General features: G+C 65.2%; 14 protein-coding genes. 7 read left to right on the top strand and 7 right to left on the bottom strand.

Features of this window, described 5'->3' with window-relative positions; translation table 11 throughout:
- Positions 1-6: 6 nt before the first annotated feature.
- Positions 7-1566, bottom strand: a complete 1560-nt coding sequence (locus tag F9K07_RS04830; RefSeq protein ID WP_159589910.1) for an acyl-CoA carboxylase subunit beta — start codon at positions 1564-1566, stop codon at positions 7-9.
- Between the two features lie 150 nt (positions 1567-1716).
- Here F9K07_RS04830 and F9K07_RS04825 point away from each other — a divergent pair, with 150 nt between their 5' ends.
- Together F9K07_RS04825 and F9K07_RS04820 are read left to right on the top strand one after the other, a co-directional pair.
- Entirely contained in the window at positions 1717-2628 is a 912-nt protein-coding gene (locus F9K07_RS04825; protein WP_159589908.1) for a LysR family transcriptional regulator, read from the top strand.
- Positions 2629-2703: 75 nt separating this feature from the next.
- On the top strand, positions 2704-3300 hold the full coding sequence (locus tag F9K07_RS04820) for a flavin reductase family protein (protein ID WP_159589906.1): 597 nt from the start codon (positions 2704-2706) through the stop codon (positions 3298-3300).
- A 256-nt stretch (positions 3301-3556) separates the two neighbouring features.
- Here F9K07_RS04820 and F9K07_RS04815 read toward each other — a convergent pair whose 3' ends face one another.
- Positions 3557-4036, bottom strand: coding sequence for an Lrp/AsnC ligand binding domain-containing protein (locus F9K07_RS04815; RefSeq protein ID WP_159589904.1), 480 nt, complete (start codon positions 4034-4036; stop codon positions 3557-3559).
- 91 nt (positions 4037-4127) lie between these two features.
- Between F9K07_RS04815 and putA the strand changes: the two genes are divergently transcribed.
- Both putA and F9K07_RS04805 read left to right on the top strand, forming a co-directional pair.
- Entirely contained in the window at positions 4128-7880 is a 3753-nt protein-coding gene (gene putA / locus F9K07_RS04810; protein WP_159589902.1) for a trifunctional transcriptional regulator/proline dehydrogenase/L-glutamate gamma-semialdehyde dehydrogenase, read from the top strand.
- A 148-nt stretch (positions 7881-8028) separates the two neighbouring features.
- The gene (locus F9K07_RS04805) at positions 8029-8304 is read left to right on the top strand and encodes a hypothetical protein (protein WP_159589900.1); all 276 of its coding nucleotides are present in this window, start codon (positions 8029-8031) and stop codon (positions 8302-8304) included.
- 216 nt (positions 8305-8520) lie between these two features.
- Here the strand turns inward: F9K07_RS04805 and glmS are convergent, their stop codons facing one another.
- On the bottom strand, positions 8521-10377 hold the full coding sequence (gene glmS, locus F9K07_RS04800) for a glutamine--fructose-6-phosphate transaminase (isomerizing) (RefSeq protein ID WP_159589898.1): 1857 nt from the start codon (positions 10375-10377) through the stop codon (positions 8521-8523).
- 134 nt (positions 10378-10511) lie between these two features.
- Between glmS and F9K07_RS04795 the strand changes: the two genes are divergently transcribed.
- The gene (locus tag F9K07_RS04795; RefSeq protein ID WP_159589896.1) at positions 10512-11018 is read left to right on the top strand and encodes an Lrp/AsnC family transcriptional regulator; all 507 of its coding nucleotides are present in this window, start codon (positions 10512-10514) and stop codon (positions 11016-11018) included.
- Positions 11019-11172: 154 nt separating this feature from the next.
- Positions 11173-11961: a DUF2726 domain-containing protein gene (locus F9K07_RS04790; protein WP_159589894.1), complete on the top strand. Its 789-nt coding sequence runs from the start codon at positions 11173-11175 to the stop codon at positions 11959-11961.
- An 18-nt stretch (positions 11962-11979) separates the two neighbouring features.
- Here F9K07_RS04790 and glmU read toward each other — a convergent pair whose 3' ends face one another.
- A complete protein-coding gene (glmU, locus tag F9K07_RS04785) occupies positions 11980-13395 on the bottom strand; it encodes a bifunctional UDP-N-acetylglucosamine diphosphorylase/glucosamine-1-phosphate N-acetyltransferase GlmU (RefSeq protein WP_159589892.1) in 1416 nt (471 codons plus the stop codon).
- Between glmU and F9K07_RS04780 the strand changes: the two genes are divergently transcribed.
- A complete protein-coding gene (locus F9K07_RS04780; RefSeq protein WP_159589890.1) occupies positions 13394-14317 on the top strand; it encodes a DUF6279 family lipoprotein in 924 nt (307 codons plus the stop codon). The two genes, glmU and F9K07_RS04780, sit on opposite strands and share 2 nt — an antisense overlap.
- A 40-nt stretch (positions 14318-14357) precedes the next feature.
- Here the strand turns inward: F9K07_RS04780 and F9K07_RS04775 are convergent, their stop codons facing one another.
- From F9K07_RS04775 to F9K07_RS04765, 3 genes are all read right to left on the bottom strand, one after another.
- Positions 14358-16775 (bottom strand): 7TM diverse intracellular signaling domain-containing protein, encoded by a 2418-nt coding sequence (locus F9K07_RS04775; protein ID WP_159589888.1) that lies wholly within the window; start codon positions 16773-16775, stop codon positions 14358-14360.
- A gap of 75 nt (positions 16776-16850) precedes the next feature.
- Positions 16851-19265 (bottom strand): hybrid sensor histidine kinase/response regulator, encoded by a 2415-nt coding sequence (locus F9K07_RS04770; protein WP_159589887.1) that lies wholly within the window; start codon positions 19263-19265, stop codon positions 16851-16853.
- Between the two features lie 66 nt (positions 19266-19331).
- Positions 19332-20621: an SLC13 family permease gene (locus F9K07_RS04765; protein ID WP_159589885.1), complete on the bottom strand. Its 1290-nt coding sequence runs from the start codon at positions 20619-20621 to the stop codon at positions 19332-19334.
- Positions 20622-20645: the final 24 nt, after the last annotated feature.

The following is a 20645-nucleotide window of genomic DNA, read 5'->3' as shown; positions in this document are numbered from 1 at the left end:
TGTGCTCTACACCCGCGGGCCGATGCGCCCTTTGGGGCCGAGGTCCACGCGTAGCCGGCTCTGCATGGCCCGGATGAACCGGCACAGGTAGGGTCGGGTCTCACGCGGATCGATCAGGTCTTCGATGGCAAAGGCTTCTGCCATCGAAAACGGCGAACTCTTGTGCAGCAACTCTTGTTCGATCTCGCGCTGCTTGGCTTGCGGGTCATCGGCGCTCTCGATCTCGCGGCGGTAAGCCGCGAGCACGCCACCTTCCAAGGGCAAGGACCCGATCTGCGCGGACGGCCATGCCACTTTGAAGTCCAGACCCAGGTTGTCGCGCGTGACCATGCCCCCGAACCCGAAGCAGCGCCGCACGACCACGCTGATGATGGGCACCGTGGCCTGCATGCGCGCCTGCATGCAGCGCATGCCCTCGCGCAAGGCGCCCGCTTGTTCGGCATCCGGTCCAATGGCGAAACCGGGCGCGTCGACCATGAACACGATGGGAATGTGGAAGGTGTCGCACAAATCGATCATGCGTGTCTGCTTGCGCGCCGCGGCGCCATCGATGGCGCCGCCATTGAACATGGGCGTGTTGGCGATGATGCCCACCACATAGCCATCCAGCCGGGCAAGCCCGGCGATGACGGAGCGGCCAAAGGTGGGCTGGATCTCGAAGAACGAGTCGCGGTCGACCACCAGCTTGAGCAGCTTCTTCATGTCGTAAGGCATGCGGCGGTTGCGGGGCACGATGCTCAGAAGCGCCTCTTCGCGTCGGTTTTTCGGGTCGTCCGTCTCCACCCGCGGGGGCAGTTCCCACACGTTCTGCGGCATGTAGCTCAGGAACCGCCGGATGGTCGCCAGGCATTCTTCTTCGCTGTCGACCGCGTTGTCGATGGTGCCTGCCTTGTCAACCGCCACCTTGGCACCGCCCAGATCTTCTTTTGAAATGTCGACATTGAGTGCGCGTTTGACGACGGGAGGGCCGGATGCAAAGAGCTGGCTGGTGCCGCGCACCATGACCGAGAAGTGCGACAACACAGCCCGGCCGGCCGGCCCACCCGCGGACGTGCCCATCACAGCGCTCACAACCGGCACGTGTCCCAGCAGCTCGGCAAAATGGCGCGAAGAATTCGACCCGGGATAGAGTGCGTAGCCACGGCTGCGCACGCCCGCCACGCTGCCGCCGGCACCGTGGTACAGGTTGACCAGTGGAATGCGGTACTCGAATGCCAGATCGCCCGAGAAGCCGTTGTGTCCACCCTTGGGGCGGTGGCCGGCGCTGGATCCACCGCGCACGGAGAAGTCGTCACCCCCCACCACCACTGGCCGGCCGTCGATGTCGGCAAGGCCCATCTTGAACCCCGAGGGCGTCACACCCACCACGCGATCTCCGTCGTAGGTGGCAGCTCCCGCAAGCTGGCCGATTTCCTGAAACGAATCCGGGTCCGCCAGCAGGTCGATGCGCTCGCGCACCGTCTTCCAACCGTTGGCTTTGTAGCGCGCCAGCACGTCCGCGTCGCCGTGCTCGCGCGACCAGGCTCTGCGTTGCGCAATGTCGTCTGCTTCCGGCTGCCAACTCATCAGGTGTTCCTTCTCCGGGGCGGTGGCCAAGTCCTGGTCCACTGGTGAACGGGATATGGGCGATCCTATGAGCGATAAGATAAAAATAAAAGTTAATTGATTTTTCGCTGAGCACAATTAATATTTGTCTTTTCAAAAAGAGCCCATCCCATGTCCATGCGCTGGTTCAAGACGTTTTTGGTGGTATCGCGCACGGGCAGTTTTGCCGCCGCCGCGCAGAAGATCGGGCTGACGCAGGCCGCGGTCAGCATTCAGATGACTGGCCTGGAAGAGAAGCTGCGAACCCAGTTGTTCGACCGCAGCGCGCGCACCGCCACCCTCAACACCGCGGGCCGTGAGCTCGCTTTGCGCGTGCCGGCCTTGGTCGATCTCTACGACAACATCGGCAACGGCCTGGACAACCGGCAGTTGGGCGGCACGCTCGCGCTGGGCGCCATCCACCACACGTTTGCCAAGCTGTTGCCCGACGCCTTGCTGCTGATGCGGCAATTGCATCCCGGCATCGTGGTGCAGGTGTGCAACGGTGTGTCGGACGAGCTGATGCGCAAGGTCGAGCAAGGCGAGCTCGACGCTGCGATCGTGTCCGAGCCGCCCTTCCGGTTGCCGCAGAGCGTTGCCTGGCATCCGCTGGTTGGCGAGCCATTGGTGCTCGTGGCGCCCCCTGATGTGCGGGTGAAGAGTTTGTCGGCGGCGTTGACCGCCCACCCGTTCATCGGCATCAGCCGCACCTCATGGACGGGCCAACTCACCCACAGCGCCTTCAGACGCCACCGCCTGAAGACCAACGAGGTCATGGAACTCAACTCGCTCGAGGCGATCGCGGGCATGGTGGTGCGGGGCTTTGGCATCTCCATACTGCCGCTGTCGGGCTACCTGTGGGCGCTGGAAAAGAAGGTGCAGTTCTGGTTGCTCACGGAGCCCCAGATCACTCGGCAGATCGGCCTTGTGCACCGCGTCGACCAAGGCCACCCGGCCCTGGTCTCGGCGCTGAGCGAGATCCTGGCCACCACCGTTTCCAAGAAAAAGTCGGGCCATCTGCGCGAGCTTGAAATGGGCTCTTGAGGCTCCAGGAAATATTGATCTCAGCCCAAGAACAATTCACTTTTCCTTTTGAATCGCACCTCGTAGGATGCGGCCATGGAAATCGATGCCGCCGGATTGAGCGTGGAGCAGGCCTACAAGTTGTTGACGGGCATCATCGTGCCACGTCCCATTGCGTGGGTCACGACGCTGAACGCCAGTGGGCGCGTGAACCTGGCGCCGTTCTCCGCATTCACGTTCGTCTCACACCGCCCACCCATGGTGGCCATCAGCGTGGGAGTGAAGGCCAGCGGGATGAAGGACACCGGCCACAACATTCTGGCCACGAAGGAGTTCGTGGTGAATGTGGCCGACCAGTCGTTTCTTGAGGCGGTCAACGCAAGCTCGGTCGAATATCCACCCGAGGTCAGCGAAGTGGACACACTGGGCCTCGCGACCTGTGCCGGTACGGTGGTTCAAACACCCCGTCTCGCGGATGTCCCCGTAAGCCTCGAATGTCGGCTGCACAGCTGCATCGACTTCGGCGAACAGCCCAGCCGCCTCATGGTGGGTGAGGTGCTGCGCTTCCATGTTCGAGACGGCCTGCTGGTGAACGGCAAGATCCGCACGGCCGAGCTCGACCCGATTTGCCGGCTGGGTGGGCCGCTCTACGCGACACTGGGTGGCATCGTGACGATGCCAAGGCGGGCGTAGGCCACGGAGGAACTGACCTCCGGGAATAAAGCGCGTCGGACGGCCATGAGGGGGGGGAGCTGCGCTCGGCGTGGATGGTCGTGGCGCCGGACTCCCCCGCCAGCTCCAGTTGGAAAGGCTGGCCGATCACCACACCTTTCAGTTCGGCGCGGATCAACGTGCCGCCTGCCTTGCTAATGTCTTCCAACATGGTTGGGCCCAGCTGCTGGGCGCTGATGGAACCCGCACGGCGAATGTGGTGTGTCCAGCGTCGCCGCTAGCTCAAGGCGAGTGGCAACTTTGTCGAGTTTTTGACCTCTTCCATCACCGCGTAGGTGCGGGTCTCCCGCACGCCCGGCAGTTGCCAGAGCACCGTGCCGGCAAACAGGCGGTAGGCATTCATGTCGGCCACACGGGTCTTGATCAGGTAGTCGAAGCCCCCCGCGACCATGTGGCATTCCAGGATCTCCGGATGGACCTGCACGGCCGCGCGGAACTGGTCGAACACATTGGGCGTGGTGCGGTCGAGCAGCACCTCCACGAACACCAGCATGCCCACGCCGATCAACCGCGGGTTCAAACGCGCTTCGTAGCCTTCGATGAAACCGTCCCGTGTGAGGCGCTGGACCCGCGCCAGCACGGCGGTGGGCGAGAGCGCCACGGCCTCGGCCAACTTCAAGTTCGACATGCGGCCATCGTCCTGCAGGTTCTGCAGAATGCGCCAGTCGATCCGATCCAGTTCGGGAAGCTCGTTCATAGTGAATAACTCCAGGAACATTTGAAAATTCGAAACAATATGCCATAAGAAATGAGGACCATTGCAGCAATCACTTCGAAAGGTGTTCTGCATGCACACAGCTTCCACACGCATTTCCGAGACGTTCTTTCGACCTTCCCCTTTCGGCTCCACCCTGCTGCGCCAGGCCATCACGGCCGCTTGGCGCGCACCTGAGCCCGCCGCAGTGGCCCATGCGTTACAGGCGGCACGGCTCGCGCCAGACGCCGCTTCGCGCGTCAAGGCGCTGGCATCGCGCATCGCCGGCACCTTGCGCACACGCAAGGCCAGCTTCAGCCGCGCGGGTCTGGTGCAGAACCTCCTGCAGCAATACGCCCTGTCTTCGCAGGAAGGCATTGCCTTGATGTGCCTGGCCGAGGCCTTGCTGCGCATTCCCGACAAGGCCACGCGCGACGATCTGATCCGCGACAAGATCGCGCGTGGGCAATGGCATTCGCACCTGGGCCGAAGCCCTTCCCTGTTCGTCAACGCCGCCACATGGGGCTTGCTCATCACCGGCAAGCTGGTGGCCACGCACAGCGAGTCGGGCCTGTCGTCGGCGTTGGGCCGCCTCGTCGGTCTTGGCGGGGAGCCCTTGATCCGCAAGGGCGTGGACATGGCCATGCGGATGATGGGTGAACAGTTCGTCACTGGCGAAACCATCGAAGAAGCCTTGCGCAACGCGCGTGCTCGGGAACAGGAGGGGTTCCGATACTCCTACGACATGCTGGGCGAAGCCGCGCTGACCGCGCGCGACGCGCAGAAGTACTTGCGCGAATACGAACACGCCATCCAGGCCATCGGCAAGGCGTCGGCGGGCAAGGGCGTGTATGAGGGACCCGGCATCTCCATCAAACTCTCGGCCTTGCACCCGCGGTACAGCCGTGCGCAATACGAGCGCGTGATCGCCGAGCTCTATCCCGTGCTGGTTCGCCTGTGCGCCATGGCCAAGCGCCACGACATCGGCCTGAACATCGACGCCGAAGAGGCCGACCGGCTAGAACTCTCGCTCGATCTGCTGGAGAAGCTCGCCTTTGAACCCCAGTTGCAGCACTGGAACGGCCTGGGCTTCGTCGTTCAGGCCTACCAAAAGCGCTGCCCCTTCGTGATCGACTACATCATCGACCTTGCCCGCCGCAGCCAGCGCCGGCTCATGGTCCGCCTGGTCAAGGGCGCCTACTGGGACACCGAGATCAAGCGCGCCCAGGTCGATGGCATGGACGGCTATCCGGTCTACACCCGCAAGCCGTACACCGATGCGGCCTACATCGCTTGCGCACGCCAGCTGCTGGCCGCGCCCGACGCCGTCTACCCGCAGTTCGCGACGCACAACGCGCAGACCCTCGCCACGATCTATGAACTGGCCGACCCGTCGCGCTACACGCCACAGCAGTACGAGTTTCAATGCCTGCATGGCATGGGTGAGCCCCTGTACGAACAGGTGGTGGGCGATGCGGCGCAGGGCAAGCTGGGACGATCTTGCCGCATCTACGCGCCCGTCGGCACGCACGAGACCTTGCTGGCCTATCTCGTTCGGCGCTTGCTGGAGAACGGCGCCAACACCTCGTTCGTGAACCAGATCGCGGACCCACGCATCGACATCGACACGCTCGTGGACGATCCGGTCAACACCATCGAGGCCTTCGCACGAACAGAAGGCGGCGTCGGTTTGCCGCATCCGTTGATTCCCCTGCCCAACGAGCTGTTTGGTTCGCGGCGGCGCAATTCGTCGGGTATGGATCTCGCCAACGATGTGCAGCTGCAACAACTGGCGGCCACCTTCCGCGACTTCAGGGACGACCTTGCTGTCGCAGATCCTCTGCTGGCAGAAGAGGCCGCCGGCGCCGGATCGCAGGCACTGCTCAATCCAGCCAACCACGCGGACAAGGTTGGCGCCGTACGCTCGAGCTCGCGCGCGGACATCGAGCTCGCTCTGCACTCGGCCACGCACGGCGCTTATCGCTGGGCGAGCACGAGCCCACAAGAACGCGCGCGCTTGCTCGAGCTCACCGCCGCCCATCTCCAAGGCGACATGCCCCGACTCATGGGCATCCTGATCCGCGAGGCTGGCAAGACCGCGGCCAACGCGGTGGCCGAGGTGCGCGAGGCAGTCGACTTTCTGCGCTACTACGCACAGCAGGTGCGCACGCACTTTGACAACGCCACCCATGTGCCATTGGGCCCGGTGGTGTGCATCAGTCCCTGGAACTTTCCGCTGGCCATCTTCGTCGGCCAGATCGCGGCTGCTCTGGCCGCCGGCAATGTCGTCCTGGCCAAACCCGCAGAACAAACGCCGCTGATCGCGGCAGAGGCCGTGAAAGCGCTGTGGGCGTCGGGCATCCCCCGCGACGCGGTGCAATGGCTCCCCGGCTCGGGTGCCGAGGTAGGCGCAGCGCTGGTGAGTGACCTGCGGGTGCAGGGGGTGCTCTTCACCGGGTCCACAGAAGTCGCGCGGCTGCTGCAAGCCCAGCTGGCGGGCCGGGTCAACACGCGCGGCCAGGCCGTGGCGCTCATCGCGGAGACGGGTGGGCAGAACGCCATGGTCGTGGACTCGTCTGCATTGGTCGAACAGGTCGTGGGCGATGTGGTGGCCTCGGCGTTCGACAGTGCTGGCCAGCGCTGCTCCGCGCTGCGGGTGCTGTGTGTGCAGGACGATGCCGCCGACCGGGTGCTGGAGATGTTGCTGGGTGCGATGGCGGAATTGCGCGTGGGCGATCCCTCGCGCCTGGCCACCGACGTGGGGCCCGTGATCGACGCCGAGGCCAAGGCCAACATCGATCGGCACATCCACGCCATGCGCGCCAAAGGCCACCGCGTGCACCAGATCGCCGGGCACAGCGAAGACGCGCTCGACAGGGGAACTTTTGTCTTGCCGGCCCTGATTGAAATCGACAACCTGGCGGTGCTGCAGCGCGAGGTGTTCGGCCCGGTGCTGCATTTCGTGCGCTACCAACGCGAGGAACTCGATGGACTCATGGCCCAGATCAACGGCACGGGCTATGGCTTGACGATGGGCCTGCACACACGCATCGACGAGACGATTGCCCGCGTGGTCAACGCGTCGCACGCTGGCAATCTGTACGTGAACAGGAACATGGTGGGTGCGGTGGTGGGCGTGCAACCCTTTGGCGGCGAAGGATTGTCCGGCACTGGCCCCAAAGCGGGTGGACCGCTCTACCTGTACCGCCTATTGGCAGCGCGGCCGAATGCGGTGTTGACGCGGGCGTTGGAGACCCCTGAAGCCGGGAACGCCGCGCCCACCAGAGATGGGCATTCGCCGGGCACCGGTCTGCAGCACCTGAGGAACTGGGCGATCGCGCAGAGCAACCACCGCTTGGCCGAGGTATGTGAGACCTTTCGACAGAGCATGCCCGCGCGCCACACGCTGGAACTGCCAGGGCCCACCGGCGAGAGCAACCTCTACTCGCTGGTGCCGCGTGCCGCTGTGCTGAGCATCGCCGATGACCCTCAGGACCGTCTGGTGCAGCTGGCGGCCGTGCTGGCAGTGGGCAGCCGCGCGATATGGCCCATGCAGGCGCAGGAACTGCTGGAACGCTTGCCCGCGGAATTGCACAGCAGCGTGCGCTTGGCCCACCAGCCCTTCAGTCCGTCGGTGGCGTTCGATGCGGTCCTTCTGCACGGCGACCTGCCCCAGCTCGCCGAGATCCAGCAGCAGTTGGCGCAGCGGGACGGTCCCGTCATCAGCGTGGAGCGTCTGGAGCCCGGAAAATGCGACGTGCCCCTGGAGCGCCTGGTGATGGAGCGCGCGCTCAGCATCAACACTGCTGCGGCGGGTGGCAATGCGTCGCTCATGACCATCGGCTGATCCACAACGAGATCGCGCCGAAGAGGCGTTGCTCCACTCATGAGACTTTGGAATATGCCCATCGGCGGATCGCCGTAAACCCTGCGGGAAACGGTTCGGAATTCAGAGCCCTATTTGGCAGCGCCGCCACCAGAATGGAGCCATCCTCATGAACCCCGCTGCAAGCACCCACCCCAGCGTCTTTTTCAAAGGGGGACGCCTGCTGGATCCGCGCAAGGATGTGCTCGGCGGTCCCACGGACATCCTCGTCCAAGAAGGGCGCATCCGCGCCTTGGATCCTCAGGGCGAATTGCCCGGGAATGTCACCCTCGTCGATGTGACGGGTTTGACCGTCATGCCCGGCCTCATCGACGCGCACGTCCACATCTACATGAACGAGGCGAACATCGCAGCGAGCGATCCGTTCTACGTGGTTCTCGAGTAGGAGTGGGTGAGCGCAGCGGGGTTCGAGAGGCTTCGCCGCATCGTCGCCAATACTGGCCTTCTCGAGGGTCCGCTTTACGTCCAGCAGCACTCGCTGACGACAACACGCTGGACGTCCACTGCTGCACATCAGTCCTTCCTAACAGCTGCCGCTCCGACGGACTTTAATCCGACCTGACGAACTTTATTTGTTCTCGCCAACGCCAGGCGCGGCTCATCACTCCACCGTCACACTCTTCGCCAGGTTGCGAGGCTTGTCCACATCGGTGCCCTTCGCCAACGCCGTGTGGTACGCCAGCATCTGCAGCGGCACCACATGCAGCAGCGGGCTCAGCGCACCATAGTGCTCGGGCATACGGATAACGTGGATGCCTTCGCTGTTGGTGATGCGCGTGTCGGCGTCGGCCAGCACATACAGCACGCCACCGCGCGCGCGCACTTCCTGCATGTTGCTCTTGAGCTTTTCCAGCAAGGTGTCGTTCGGTGCCACCGTCACCACGGGCATCGCGGCGGTCACCAAGGCCAGTGGGCCGTGCTTCAGTTCACCGGCGGGGTAGGCCTCGGCGTGGATGTAGCTGATCTCCTTGAGTTTCAAGGCACCTTCCAGCGCGATGGGATAGTGCAGCCCACGGCCCAGGAAGAGCGCGTTGTCCATGCGCGCAAAGTCCTCGGCCCAGCTGATCACCTGGGGCTCGAGCGCGAGAACGGCTTGCAGGGCCACCGGCAGGTGGCGCATGGCCTTGAGGTGTTCGGCCTCGGCTTCGTCGCTCAAGTGGCCACGCACTTGCGCAAGCGCCAGGGTGAGCAGGAACAGGCCGGCCAGCTGCGTGGTGAACGCCTTGGTGGACGCCACGCCGATCTCGACGCCCGCACGGGTGATATAGGCCAGCTCGCACTCGCGCACCATCGCCGATGTGGCCACATTGCAAACGGTCAACGTGTGCTTCATGCCCAGGCCCTGCGCGTGCCGCAGCGCGGCCAGGGTGTCGGCGGTCTCGCCGCTCTGGGTAATGGTCACCACCAGCGTGCGCGGATTGGGCACACTGGTGCGGTAGCGGTATTCGCTCGCCACTTCCACTTGCGTCGGAATGCGGGCGATGGATTCGAGCCAATACTTCGCCGTGCAGCCGCTGTAGTAGCTGGTGCCGCACGCGAGGATGAGCACGTTGTCGATGTCCTTGAACACGCCATAGGCGCCATCACCGAAGAGTTCGGGCGTGATGGCGTTGACGCCTTCGAGCGTGTCGCCGATCGCACGCGGCTGCTCGAAGATTTCCTTTTGCATGTAGTGGCGGTATGGGCCGAGCTCGGCCGCACCGCTGTGGGCCAGCACGGTCTTGACCGGTCGCTGTCCCGCGTCGAGTGCGCGGCCGCTGTCGTCGAGCACCCAATAGCGGCCCAACTGCAGGTCGACCAGGTCGCCCTCTTCCAGATACACGATCTGGTCGGTGACGCCGGCCAGCGCCATCGCATCGCTGGCCAGGAAATGCTCTGTCCCGCCCTCGCCCACACCCAGCACCAGCGGTGAGCCGGCGCGCGCGCCGACCACGCGGTGCGGCTCGTCCTTGTGGAACACGGCCAAGGCATAGGCGCCATGCAAACGCACCACCGCGGCCTGCAGGGCCGCGAAGACGTCACCTTCGTAGAGCGAGTCGATCAGGTGCGCGATGACTTCGGTGTCCGTCTGGCTCTCGAACACATAACCCTTGCCCTGCAGTTCCGCGCGCAAGTCGTCGTGGTTCTCGATGATGCCGTTGTGCACCAGCGCCACCCGCCCGACCACACCGGACGCGGCGCCCGGCCCGTGGCTGAAATGCGGATGGGCGTTGTGCACGGCCGGCGCACCGTGCGTGGCCCAACGGGTGTGGGCGATGCCCGTGCCACTGGCGATGGCGTCCTGCTGCACCTGCTGCGCCAACTCGGCCACGCGCGCCGTGCTGCGGGCGCGCTGCAAGCCACCCGAATGCACCGCCACACCACAGGAGTCGTAACCCCGGTACTCCAGACGCTGCAGGCCTTGCACCAGCACCGGCACGATGTCGCGCCCCGAAACTCCCGCCACGATTCCACACATGTTGTGCTCCTGATTTGCAATGGGCACGATGCTAATCACGGCAATATGAAATTAATGGACAAAATTTTCACCAAATCATAGGAAAATTTCTTACCGCCATCAGCACCGCAAAATATTTCACACAAGCAGAAATCATGGAATCAATCACCATCGACGAAGCCGACCTCCGGCTGCTGGATTTGTTGCAAACCGACGCCTCGCTCAGCAACCAGGTCCTGGCCGAACGGGCGCATCTTTCGCCCCCCACCAGCTTGCGCCGCGTCAAGCGCCTGCGCCAACTGGGCTTGATCGAGCGACAAGTGGCATTGTTGAGCCGCGACAAGCTCGCACCGCTGCTGGGCCATGGGTTGACGGCGCTGGTGGAAGTGACGTTGGAGCGCCAGGGCACGGAACAGCAAGACGCGTTCGAGGCGCGCGTGGTACCCGCGCCCGAGGTGCAACAGTGCTACCGCGTGAGCCCGGGGCCGGACTTCATGCTGGTGGTCCATTGCAGCGACATGCCCGCCTACCTCGAACTGGCCCGCCGGCTGTTCACGAGCGACGCCAACGTGCGCAACATCAAGGCGTTCTTCAGCCTCAAACAGGCGAAGTTCGACCCTCGGCTTCCCCTGCACCGCACGGCACCCAGCGCCATCGCCTGAATACCTTGGACCGCATGGGAAGACCGTATTTGATGCAAAAAGCACAGATACTGGCCACGCCGCCGAGCCGAACGGTTGACGGCTTGGACCATGTGTAACACGCTCTTACACTCACGCCTTTGACGACTGCAACGGTCGGGCGCAAGGAGTTTTTATGGAATCCATGACGATCACGCTCGTGGCCATCGCCGTCACCTCGGTGGTGGTGCCCGTGCTGCTGGCCCTCTGGCTGGTACGGCGCCGACGTGCCAGCGCCTCGTCGGGCCGCGACGACCGGTACTCGCCGGAACGCATCCTCACGCCCGAACAAACGCACATGTTGGACTATCTGCAGGACACGTTCCCCGGCCAGATCGTGCTGCCCAATATGAGTCTGTCCCGCCTGCTGACCGTGCGCCGCGCGGCCGACCGCCAGCGTGCGGCCAACCGCCTCAAGGACTACCGTGTCGACTTCGTGGTGTGCGGCCAGGATGGCCGACCCAGCTTCGCATTCGACGTCGAGCAGTACCACCTGAGCGACGCCAAGGCAAAAGCGCACAAGGCGGTCATGAAAAACCGCATCCTGAAAACTGCGGGGGTGCGCTTCGTGTTCCTGAAAAACGGCATTCACCGCATGCCATCCCCGGCCGACTTCCGTGCGCAGCTCAACCTGGCCGAGCTGCCCAAGCCGAAGGCCAAGGAAGAAGCCCGGGAAAGCGCACTGCAACAGCTGGAGAGCCAGTTCTCGTCCTTCGATTCGCTGCACAGCAGCCACAACAACGGCTACCGCGACTCGGAAGTGATGGGCATGAGCAGGCTCATGGATCTCGACGAATTTGGCCAACGCCGCAGCGGTGCCAGCGGATCTCGCACCCGGGCCAGCAGCGGCGGCTCGTTCGACGACAGCCGCTCCCACCGCAACAGCCGTTTCGACGGCAGTTCACTGGACGTGCGCGGGGGGTAGTGGGCCGGGCGGGTTCTCTCAGGGCTTTTTCTTCACGGGGCGCTGCCAATTCTCCAGCGCCACCTGCTTGCCCCTGGCAACCGAAAGCGCGCCCGGCGCCGTGTTCTTGGTGATGGTGGAGCCCGCGCCCACCGTGCCGCCCGCACCAATGGTCACCGGCGCCACCAGCACGCAGTTGCTGCCCACGTGCACATCGGCTTCGATCACGGTGCGGTGCTTGTTGGCGCCGTCGTAGTTCGCCGTGATGCTGCCCGCGCCGTAGTTGACGCGCTCGCCCACGGTGGCGTCGCCCAGATAGGCCAGGTGGTTGGCCTTGGCGCGCGCAGCCAGCTTGCTGTTCTTCACTTCGACGAAGTTGCCGATGTGCACTTCTTCGCCCAACTGCGCGCCGGGGCGCAGTCGCGCGAAGGGGCCAATCAGCGCACCGCGACCGATCGACACACCCAGCGTCTCGCCTTCGATGTGCGTGAAGGGAAGAATCACCGCGTTGGCGTCGATGGCCGCGTTGGCGATCACGCAGTTCGCGCCGATGCGCACGCCGTCGCCCAGTTTCACGCGGCCTTCGAACACGCAGTTCACATCGATCTCCACGTCCTGTCCGCACATCAACTCACCCCGCACGTCCAGCCGCGCCGGGTCGGCCAGGCGCACGCCCTGCTCCATCAAGGCGCGCGCCAGACGCTGCTGGTAGGCGCGCTCCAGCTCGGCCAACTGCACCGGACTGTTCACACCCGCAACCTGTACCGCATCGGCGATGCGGTGCGCCACGACTTCCGTTCCATCGGCCACGGCGAACTTCACCACGTCGGTGAGGTAGTACTCGTTCTGGGCATTGCGGTTGTCCAGCCGTGCCAACCAACCACGCAGCAAGCGCGTGGGGACCGCCATGATGCCGCTGTAGATCTCGGTGATGGCGCGCTGCGCCTCGTTGGCGTCCTTGTGTTCCACGATGGCCTGTACCGGGCCGTCTGCATGGGCACGCACGATGCGGCCGTAACCGGTCGGGTCGGGCATGTCCAGGGCCAGCAAGGCCAGGCGCTCCCCCGCGCACAGGTCGAGCAGGGCTTGCAGCGTCTCGGCACGGGTCAGGGGCACATCGCCAGAGAGCACCAGCGTCACCCCGTCATCGGTGAGCGCTGGCGCGGCTTGCTGCACCGCATGGCCGGTGCCCAGCTGCGGCTCCTGGCGCACGAAGCGCAAGGTCGGCGTCGCCACGCCGTCGGGCGCTGGCGGCACCACCAGGCTGGCTTCGACCTGCTCGGCGCCATGGCCGGTGATCACCACCACCGAGCGCGCCGACAACTGCGCGGCCGTGTCGATCACGTGCTGGGCCAGTGCACGGCCACCCAAACGGTGCAACACTTTGGGCCGAAGACTCTTCATGCGCGTGCCTTTGCCCGCTGCCATCACCACCACATCCACAGGGAACGACATGAAAACCTCTTGCATTGACGGGTTGCGCGGCGTTCTTGCCGGCCATCACCAGCGGCGGATTATCGCTGCCCGCCTGCTCCGGCTGGGCGCCGGGGTGACGCTGGCGCTCGGTCTGCTCGTGGCCTGTACCGCCACCCGCTTCGCCTACAACCAGGCCCCCACCCTGAGCTACTGGTGGATCGACCGCCATGCAGACCTCGACGCGTTGCAGGCCGAGAGGGCGCGCGAGGACGTGGGGGTCTTCTTCCAATGGCACCGCCGCCACGCCCTGCCCTCGTACGCCGAGCTCCTGCGGCATTGGCAAGCCATGGCGCTGGCCGATGTGTCGCCCGATCAGGCCTGTGAACAGTTCGAGACGATCCGCCTGCAGCTCGAACGCGCGGCGTCCGAGACGGTGGGGCCTTTTGCCCGCCTGGCACTGACGCTCAGTCCGGCTCAGTTGGAACATCTCAAGCGCAGGCAGGGCAAGAGCAACGAGGAATTCGAAAAGGACTTCTTGCGCGGCAGTCCGCAGCAGCGCCTCTCCCGGCGCCTGGACAAGGCCGTCGACCGCAGCGAATCGTTCTACGGCGCGCTCAGCACGGAACAGCGCAAGCTGCTGCGCGGCCTGCTGCAGCAATCGCCCTTCGATCCGCAACGCGCCCTGGCCGAGCGGCTGCGCCGCCAGGCCGATCTGCTGCAGACGGTGCGCGACGCCCAAGCCACGCCGGCGAAGGCCGAACAAATCGTGCGCGAGCACATCGCGCGCCTCGGGCGATCGCCGGCGCCGGGGTACAGCACTTACAGCGATGCGATGGTGCGCGCAGGTTGCGCGCAGTTCGCCGCATTGCACGGCAGTGCCACACCCGAGCAGCGCGCCAACGCCGTGCGCACGCTCAAACGCTACGAGGACGACCTGCGCACGCTCAGCGCCCAGCGCTGAACCGCCCCACCCCTGCCCACGTCGACCCGACCGCACGCCGTCAGTCTTCGCCCCCTTGCGCAGCCAACTGCACGGCCATCACAAAGAGCACCTGTGGCTCCACCGGCTTGTGCAGCAGCGTGATGCCGGCCTCGCCCACGCGGTTCGCGGTTTCCATGGAGGTGTCGCCCGTCACGACAATCGCGGGGATGGACCGGCCCACCAGCGCGCGCACGCGTGCAACGATCTCCGGCCCGCTGTCCCGGCCCACGTGGTAGTCGCAGATCACGACGTCCGGTGGCTCACCTGCAGCGAGTTGTTCTTTCAATGCGGCCCAGGAGGTCGCGGCCGTGACGTCACAGTCGCGCGAGGCCAGCGACGTCGTCAACGCGCGCAGCACCACTGCGTCGTCGTCGACCACCGCCACGCGAAGGCCTTGCGAATGCCCGGCCTGGACATCGATGGACCGCTCCCTTCCCAGCGCCTGCGGGGCGGGCTGCGGCCCGGCGTTGGGTCCGTGCAAGGGAATCCGCACCGAGAAGCACGAGCCCCTGCCGGGCGTGGAACGCACGCCCACCGTGCCACCCAGAAGATGCGCGCAGTTGCGCACGATGGTCAGCCCAATGCCTGCGCCGCCGTCGCTGTCGTCGCCGCGCAGGCGGAAGAACTCCCCGAAGATCGCCTCCTGCTGGTCCAGAGGAATCCCACGGCCCGTGTCCCACACCTGCAGCAGCAGGTGGTCGCTTCTCGTTCTCGCCGACACCAGAACCCCGCCCTCGCGCGTGTAGCGCAGCGCATTGCTGACCAGGTTGCTGATGATCCGCTCCAGCAACAGCGGGTCGCTGTAGAGCGTGCACAGGGTCGGCGTCACGCTGAATTTCAGGCCTTTCTCCTGCGCCCGCGCCTCGAAGGTGTTGCCCACGCGCTCGAGCACCTGGTCAACATGGAACGCTTCCATGCGTGGCTGCAGGCGCCCCACTTCCAGGCGTCCCATCAACAGCAGCGAGTCCAGCAGCGCATTGATCGAGGTCAGCGAGCCTTTCATGTCGTGCAAGGCGCTGGACACCGACTCCGGCAGCTTCGCGCCGCGCAGACCATCAACCAACAGGCCCAGCGCGTACATCGGCTGGCGCAGGTCGTGGCTGATGGCGGCCAGGAAGCGCGACTTCTCGACATTGGCCTGGTCGGCCGCGGCCTTCTGCGCCTGGCGCACGCGGTTCAGCGTCTCCGCGCGGCGCTGCTCGCGCCGGGTCACGTTGATGCGGTCGGCCAGCGCGAACGACAGCAGCACCATCTCCACGGCCGAGCCGATCAGCACCGGGTTCTCGGTCAGCGCGTTCACCGGCAACCATCCGATGTTGCGCATGGCCAGGGCGAACATGGTCACCAGCAGCACCGCCCAGGACAGCAAAAAGAAACGCGCACCGGGACGCTTCTGGCGGTAAGCCACGATGCCCGCCGCCGCACAGGCCAGTACCGACAGAAACACCAGCGTGTGCTGCAACCTGGACACCAGCACCACCGCATCCAGTTCGACCAGTGGGAAGTGCGCCGCCCACGCGATGACCAAGCCCAGCAACAGGCGGTCCAACCGGGGCATGTGTCGTCGGCTGGAGAGGAAGCTGCGCGTGAACACCACGGACAGCATGATCGTGAGCGGCGAGAGATAACGGATCCCGATGGTGTTCCAGTGGGCGCTCTCGCGTGTGATGAATTCGGCGGCGAACCCGGTGTACAGCGCTTGCGACGCGCCCATGCCAGCGACGAAGACCACGTAGGCCAGATAGGCCCGATCGCGGATGGAGAAGTAGAGCAGCAGGTTGTAGAGGAACAGCCCGAGCACCAGGCCGAAATAAAGACTCAACAAGGCATAGTCGACATGGTCGTGCGCATGGAGCGCCCGCGGCTCCCACAGCGTCACGGGCAGGGCAATGGCGCCCGTGGATTGCACCCGCATGTAAACCGTGGTGTCACCCCCTGGCACCAAAGGCACCTGCAGAACATGGTCCTTGTGCCGAACCGAGTGCGCGGACATCGGCAATGCGTCGCCAGCCCGGAATGGGCTGTAGCCGCCTTCGGGTCTCGATACCCACAGATCCACATGGTCCAGTGTGGGCAGTGCGACTTTCCAGTACCAGAGCAGCGGGGCGTCGCGATCTGCACGCAACACGATGCGAAACCAGAGCGCGGATGAGGTGAAACCGAAGTTGTAGGCGCTGCCATTCTGCGAAAACGGCTGGAAGCGCGGCGCCATCGCCGGAACAGCAACGTCATCGAAGCTCAGCGCCGCCGACGGGTCCTCCAGATACCAGAGTTCCCGAGAGATGTCGTACCGGGGCTGCGCCCCGACGGCCAGCAAGCCAGACTGCGCGACCGCGTCGGACCAGATGAACACCTGGAGCACAAGCCCCAACAGCAGCACCCACCAGGGACCCGGTCGCGCGCTTGAATCTGTCCCCGCCGCAGTCGCCTCCGCCATGGCCGCTCCTCAAAAGTCGCAGCATTCTTTCACGCCCCCATCCGTTCTCCAAGTGCGCAGAGATGCGCAGGCGAGTCAGTCTTCGCCGCTTTGTGCAGCCAATTGCACGGCCATCACAAACAGCACTTGCGGCTCCACCGGCTTGTGCAGCAGTGTGATGCCGGCCTCGCCGACGCGGTTCGCGGTTTCCATGGAGGTGTCGCCCGTCACGACGATCGCCGGGATGGATCGGCCCACCAACGCCCGCAGCCTCGCCACGATCTCCGTACCCGAGTCCCGGCCCACGTGGTAGTCGCAGATCACGATGTCGGGCGGCTCACCTGTGGTCAGCTTGTCCTTCAGCTGCGCCCATGAAGCCGCTGCCGTCACGTCACAATCTCTGGACGCCAGCGAAGCCGTGAGCGCGCGCAACACCACTGCATCGTCGTCCAACACCGCCACACGCAGGCCTTGCGCAGGCCCCTCGGGCGCCCGGCTCGGCACGCTCGGCTGCAGCGGGGCCGGTGCCGACGGCGCCGCAGCCGGCGCACGCAGCGGCACGCGCACCGAGAAGCACGAGCCTTTGCCCGGCGTGGAACGCACGCTCACCGCGCACCCCAACAACTGGGCACAGCTGCGCACGATCGTCAGACCAATGCCCACGCCACCATCGTTGTCGTCCCCGCGCAGGCGCACGAACTCCCCGAAGATCGCTTCCTGCTGGTCCAGCGGTATCCCGCGCCCCGTGTCCCACACCTGCAGCAGCACGTGGTCGCGGCGCTTCCTCGCCGAGACCAGCACCCCGCCCTCGCGCGTGTAGCGCAGCGCATTGCTCACCAGGTTGCTCACCATGCGCTCCAGCAGCACCGGGTCGCTGTGCAACTGGCACAGGGTCGGTGTCACGCTGAACTTCAAGCCCTTCTCCTGCGCGCGCGCTTCGAAGGTGTTGCTCACGCGCTCGAGCACCTGGTCCACGTAGAAGGTCTCCAGCCGTGGTTCGAGTCGGCCCACCTCCAGCCGGCCCATGAGCAGCAAGGAATCGAGCAGCGCGTTGATCGAGGTCAGCGAGCCCTTCATGTCGTTGAGCGCGTTGGAGAAGATCTCGGGAAGGTTCACGCCCCGCAGACCATCGACCAACAGGCCCAGGGCATACATCGGCTGGCGCAGGTCGTGGCTGATGGCGGCGAGGAAGCGCGATTTCTCGGCGTGCGCCTGGTCTGCCGCGGCCTTCTGCGCCTGCCGCACGCGGTTCAGGGTTTCCACCCGGCGCTGCTCGCGCCGCGTCACGTTGATGCGGTCGGCCAGTGCGAAGGACAGCAGCACCATCTCCAGCGCCGAGCCGATCATGACGGGGTTCTCGGTGAGGAAATGGGCCGGGAGCACGCCCATGTTGCGCAGCGCGAACACGCACATGGCGACAAAAAGCATGGCCCATGCCAGCAGAAAGAAGCGGGCACCTGGCCTCTTCTGGCGATAGGCCACGGCGCCCGCCACCGCACAGGCCAAGGACGCCAGGATGCCCATGGTGTGCTGGAACTTGGCCACCGGTTCGAACGGCCCCCATGGGATCAACGGCAACTGCACCACCCAGATCACCATGAGCCACCACAATACCCGGTCGATCCTCGGCATGTGCTTCTGACTGGAGACAAAGCTGCGGGTGAATGCAAGAGCGAGCAGCACCGTGAGCGAGACGGCGTATCGGATGCCATCCGTGTTCCAGCGGGCGTTGTCGCGCCAGACGAACTCCGCCGCCAGTCCGTAGAAGTGGGCCTGGGCCACCGCCATGCAAGCCACGAAGACCACGTAGACCAGATAGGCCCGGTCGCGGATGGAGAAGTAGAGCAACAGGTTGTAGAGGAACAGGCCGAACGCCAGACCGAAGTAAAGGCTGAGCAGGCCGTACTCCCGATGGTCGTTCGCATGAAACGCCGGAGGCTGCCAAAGCGTTGCCGGCACGGTGATGCCACCGGTGGACTGCACGCGCAGGTACACCGTGGTGTCACCACCCGGTTGTACTTGCAACGGCATGACCAGGTCCTTGTGGGGGAACGCACGCACCGACATCGGCAACGCATCCCCAGCCTGCTGATGGACGTAACCTCCGCCCGGCTGCGACACGTAGAGATCCAGCCGGTCCAGGATGGGCAGCGCCACATTCCAGTACCACATCGCAGGCGCGTCCGCGCCGGCGCGCAATGTGATACGGAACCAGAGGACGGATGAGGTGAAACCGAAATTGTAGGCAGTGCCCTTCTGCGCGAAGGGCTTGAAGTTCGCGGCCAAAGCGGGCGCGCTGACCTCCTCGAGGGTCATCGCAGCTGACGTGTCCTCGAAATGCAGCAGGTCCCGAGAGATGTCGTAACGGGTCTGCGGTCCGAGCTGGAGCACGCCAGGCTGCGCATGCGCGGCGGACACGGCCAACACGAAGAAAAGCAGCAAACAGAAGCGCACGCTCGGGATGCGCCACCAGGCCCTTGAACCGCTCACAGCCGCTACCGCCACTGCCATTGCCGCTCCTCAAAAGTCGCAGCATTCTTTCACGCGAGCAGCGGTTTCCTCAAGAGATGCTTGCTTTCAGCCCGCGAAAAGCATCCACAGCCACACCGCGGACAAGGAAGCCAGCGTGACGGGAATGCCCGTCACCGCGTGGCGCTTCCAGTCGATCGAAATGCCTTGCTGGCGCGCGAGGTCGGCCACGATCAGGTTGGCGATCGACCCCACCAGCAGGAAGTTGCCGGCGAAGGTGGTGACCAGCGCCAGCATGACCCCGGCCTGCCCGGGCGTGCCGCTCAGGTGGGGCAGCAGCAACATCACCGCTGGCACGTTCGACACCAAGTTGGAGAGCACCGCGCCCGCGACCAGCAACGGCCCCGGGTCCGCCAGGTGCACGCCCTGCGCGCCCAACCAGGCGACGGCCTGCGCGGCCAGGCCCGTGGTCTCGAAGGCGTGGTTGACGACGAACAGCCCCATGAAGAGCAGCAGCAGCGGCCAGTCGACCAGGCCCAGCACATGCGACGAATGCAGGCGCCGGCTCAGCAGCAGCAAGCCTGCGCCCACCAGCGCGGCCACATCGCGTGGCCAGTCGGTGAAGAGAAAGATCACCAGCAGCACACCGGCCACCGCCAGCCCCTTGGCCGTTTGCCAGACGTCAAAGGGGGGATCTTCCGCCGCGATCGCCTCGCGCACGGTGTCCTGCGGCGCTGGCCCGGATGGGCGGTGGTCCGCGCCCGCCCGGGCCCCCGGCCCATAAGCGAGCCAGACCCACAGCAGCAGCAGGCCGACGGCCACCGGCGCCAAGGCTTGCCGCACATATCCCGAGAAAGACAACTGCAGCACCGAGCCGATGAGCATGTTCTGCGGGTTGCCGATCAAGGTGGCGGCCGATCCGATGTTGGCCGCGCAGGCCAGTCCGATGAGGAATGGCAACGGGTTCAAGCCCCGTTGCAGGCACAGCCGCGCCACCACCGGTGTCATGGCCAGGCAGATGATGTCGTTGGAAAACACCGCCGAGAGCACGCCCGCCACCACGATGAGCGCGGCGAGCAGGCCGTTGCGCGAGAGCGGCATGGCCGCCACCCGGCGTGTCACTTCGCCGTAGAACCCGCCCAGGCGCATCTGGGCCGACACGACCATGAAGGCGAACAGCAGCACGATGGTGGGCAGATCGATCGAGCGCGCGGCGTCTTCCACCGGCAGGCCGCTCAGGCCGATGACCGCGATCGCCCCCAGCAGCGCCACGCCCGAACGGTCCAGCTTCAGGCGGGGAAGCCCGCCCAGGAACATGCCGAGATACACCACCGCGAAGATGGCGACGATGCCCCAGTCGGTGGCGGTGTGGTGCAGCAGGTCTGTGGAAGGCGTCATGGCGATCGAGATTGTCGGCGACCC

It is taken from the genome of Hydrogenophaga sp. BPS33 (assembly GCF_009859475.1).
GTDB lineage: Bacteria > Pseudomonadota > Gammaproteobacteria > Burkholderiales > Burkholderiaceae_C > Hydrogenophaga.
Note: the sequence above shows the minus strand (reverse complement) of the source record. Positions and strands in the feature narration are given on the sequence as shown.

What these genes read in the sequence shown, in the direction of transcription:
- F9K07_RS04815 (WP_159589904.1), bottom strand. Translation starts at nt 4,036, where the DNA reads ATGAACGAGCTTCCCGAACTGGATCGGATCGACTGGCGCATTCTGCAG.
- F9K07_RS04775 (WP_159589888.1), bottom strand. Translation starts at nt 16,775, where the DNA reads ATGGCGGAGGCGACTGCGGCGGGGACAGATTCAAGCGCGCGACCGGGT.
- F9K07_RS04805 (WP_159589900.1), top strand. Translation starts at nt 8,029, where the DNA reads ATGAACCCCGCTGCAAGCACCCACCCCAGCGTCTTTTTCAAAGGGGGA.
- F9K07_RS04825 (WP_159589908.1), top strand. Translation starts at nt 1,717, where the DNA reads ATGTCCATGCGCTGGTTCAAGACGTTTTTGGTGGTATCGCGCACGGGC.
- F9K07_RS04830 (WP_159589910.1), bottom strand. Translation starts at nt 1,566, where the DNA reads ATGAGTTGGCAGCCGGAAGCAGACGACATTGCGCAACGCAGAGCCTGG.
- F9K07_RS04770 (WP_159589887.1), bottom strand. Translation starts at nt 19,265, where the DNA reads ATGGCAGTGGCGGTAGCGGCTGTGAGCGGTTCAAGGGCCTGGTGGCGC.
- glmS (WP_159589898.1), bottom strand. Translation starts at nt 10,377, where the DNA reads ATGTGTGGAATCGTGGCGGGAGTTTCGGGGCGCGACATCGTGCCGGTG.
- F9K07_RS04795 (WP_159589896.1), top strand. Translation starts at nt 10,512, where the DNA reads ATGGAATCAATCACCATCGACGAAGCCGACCTCCGGCTGCTGGATTTG.
- F9K07_RS04765 (WP_159589885.1), bottom strand. Translation starts at nt 20,621, where the DNA reads ATGACGCCTTCCACAGACCTGCTGCACCACACCGCCACCGACTGGGGC.
- F9K07_RS04820 (WP_159589906.1), top strand. Translation starts at nt 2,704, where the DNA reads ATGGAAATCGATGCCGCCGGATTGAGCGTGGAGCAGGCCTACAAGTTG.
- putA (WP_159589902.1), top strand. Translation starts at nt 4,128, where the DNA reads ATGCACACAGCTTCCACACGCATTTCCGAGACGTTCTTTCGACCTTCC.
- F9K07_RS04780 (WP_159589890.1), top strand. Translation starts at nt 13,394, where the DNA reads ATGAAAACCTCTTGCATTGACGGGTTGCGCGGCGTTCTTGCCGGCCAT.
- F9K07_RS04790 (WP_159589894.1), top strand. Translation starts at nt 11,173, where the DNA reads ATGGAATCCATGACGATCACGCTCGTGGCCATCGCCGTCACCTCGGTG.
- glmU (WP_159589892.1), bottom strand. Translation starts at nt 13,395, where the DNA reads ATGTCGTTCCCTGTGGATGTGGTGGTGATGGCAGCGGGCAAAGGCACG.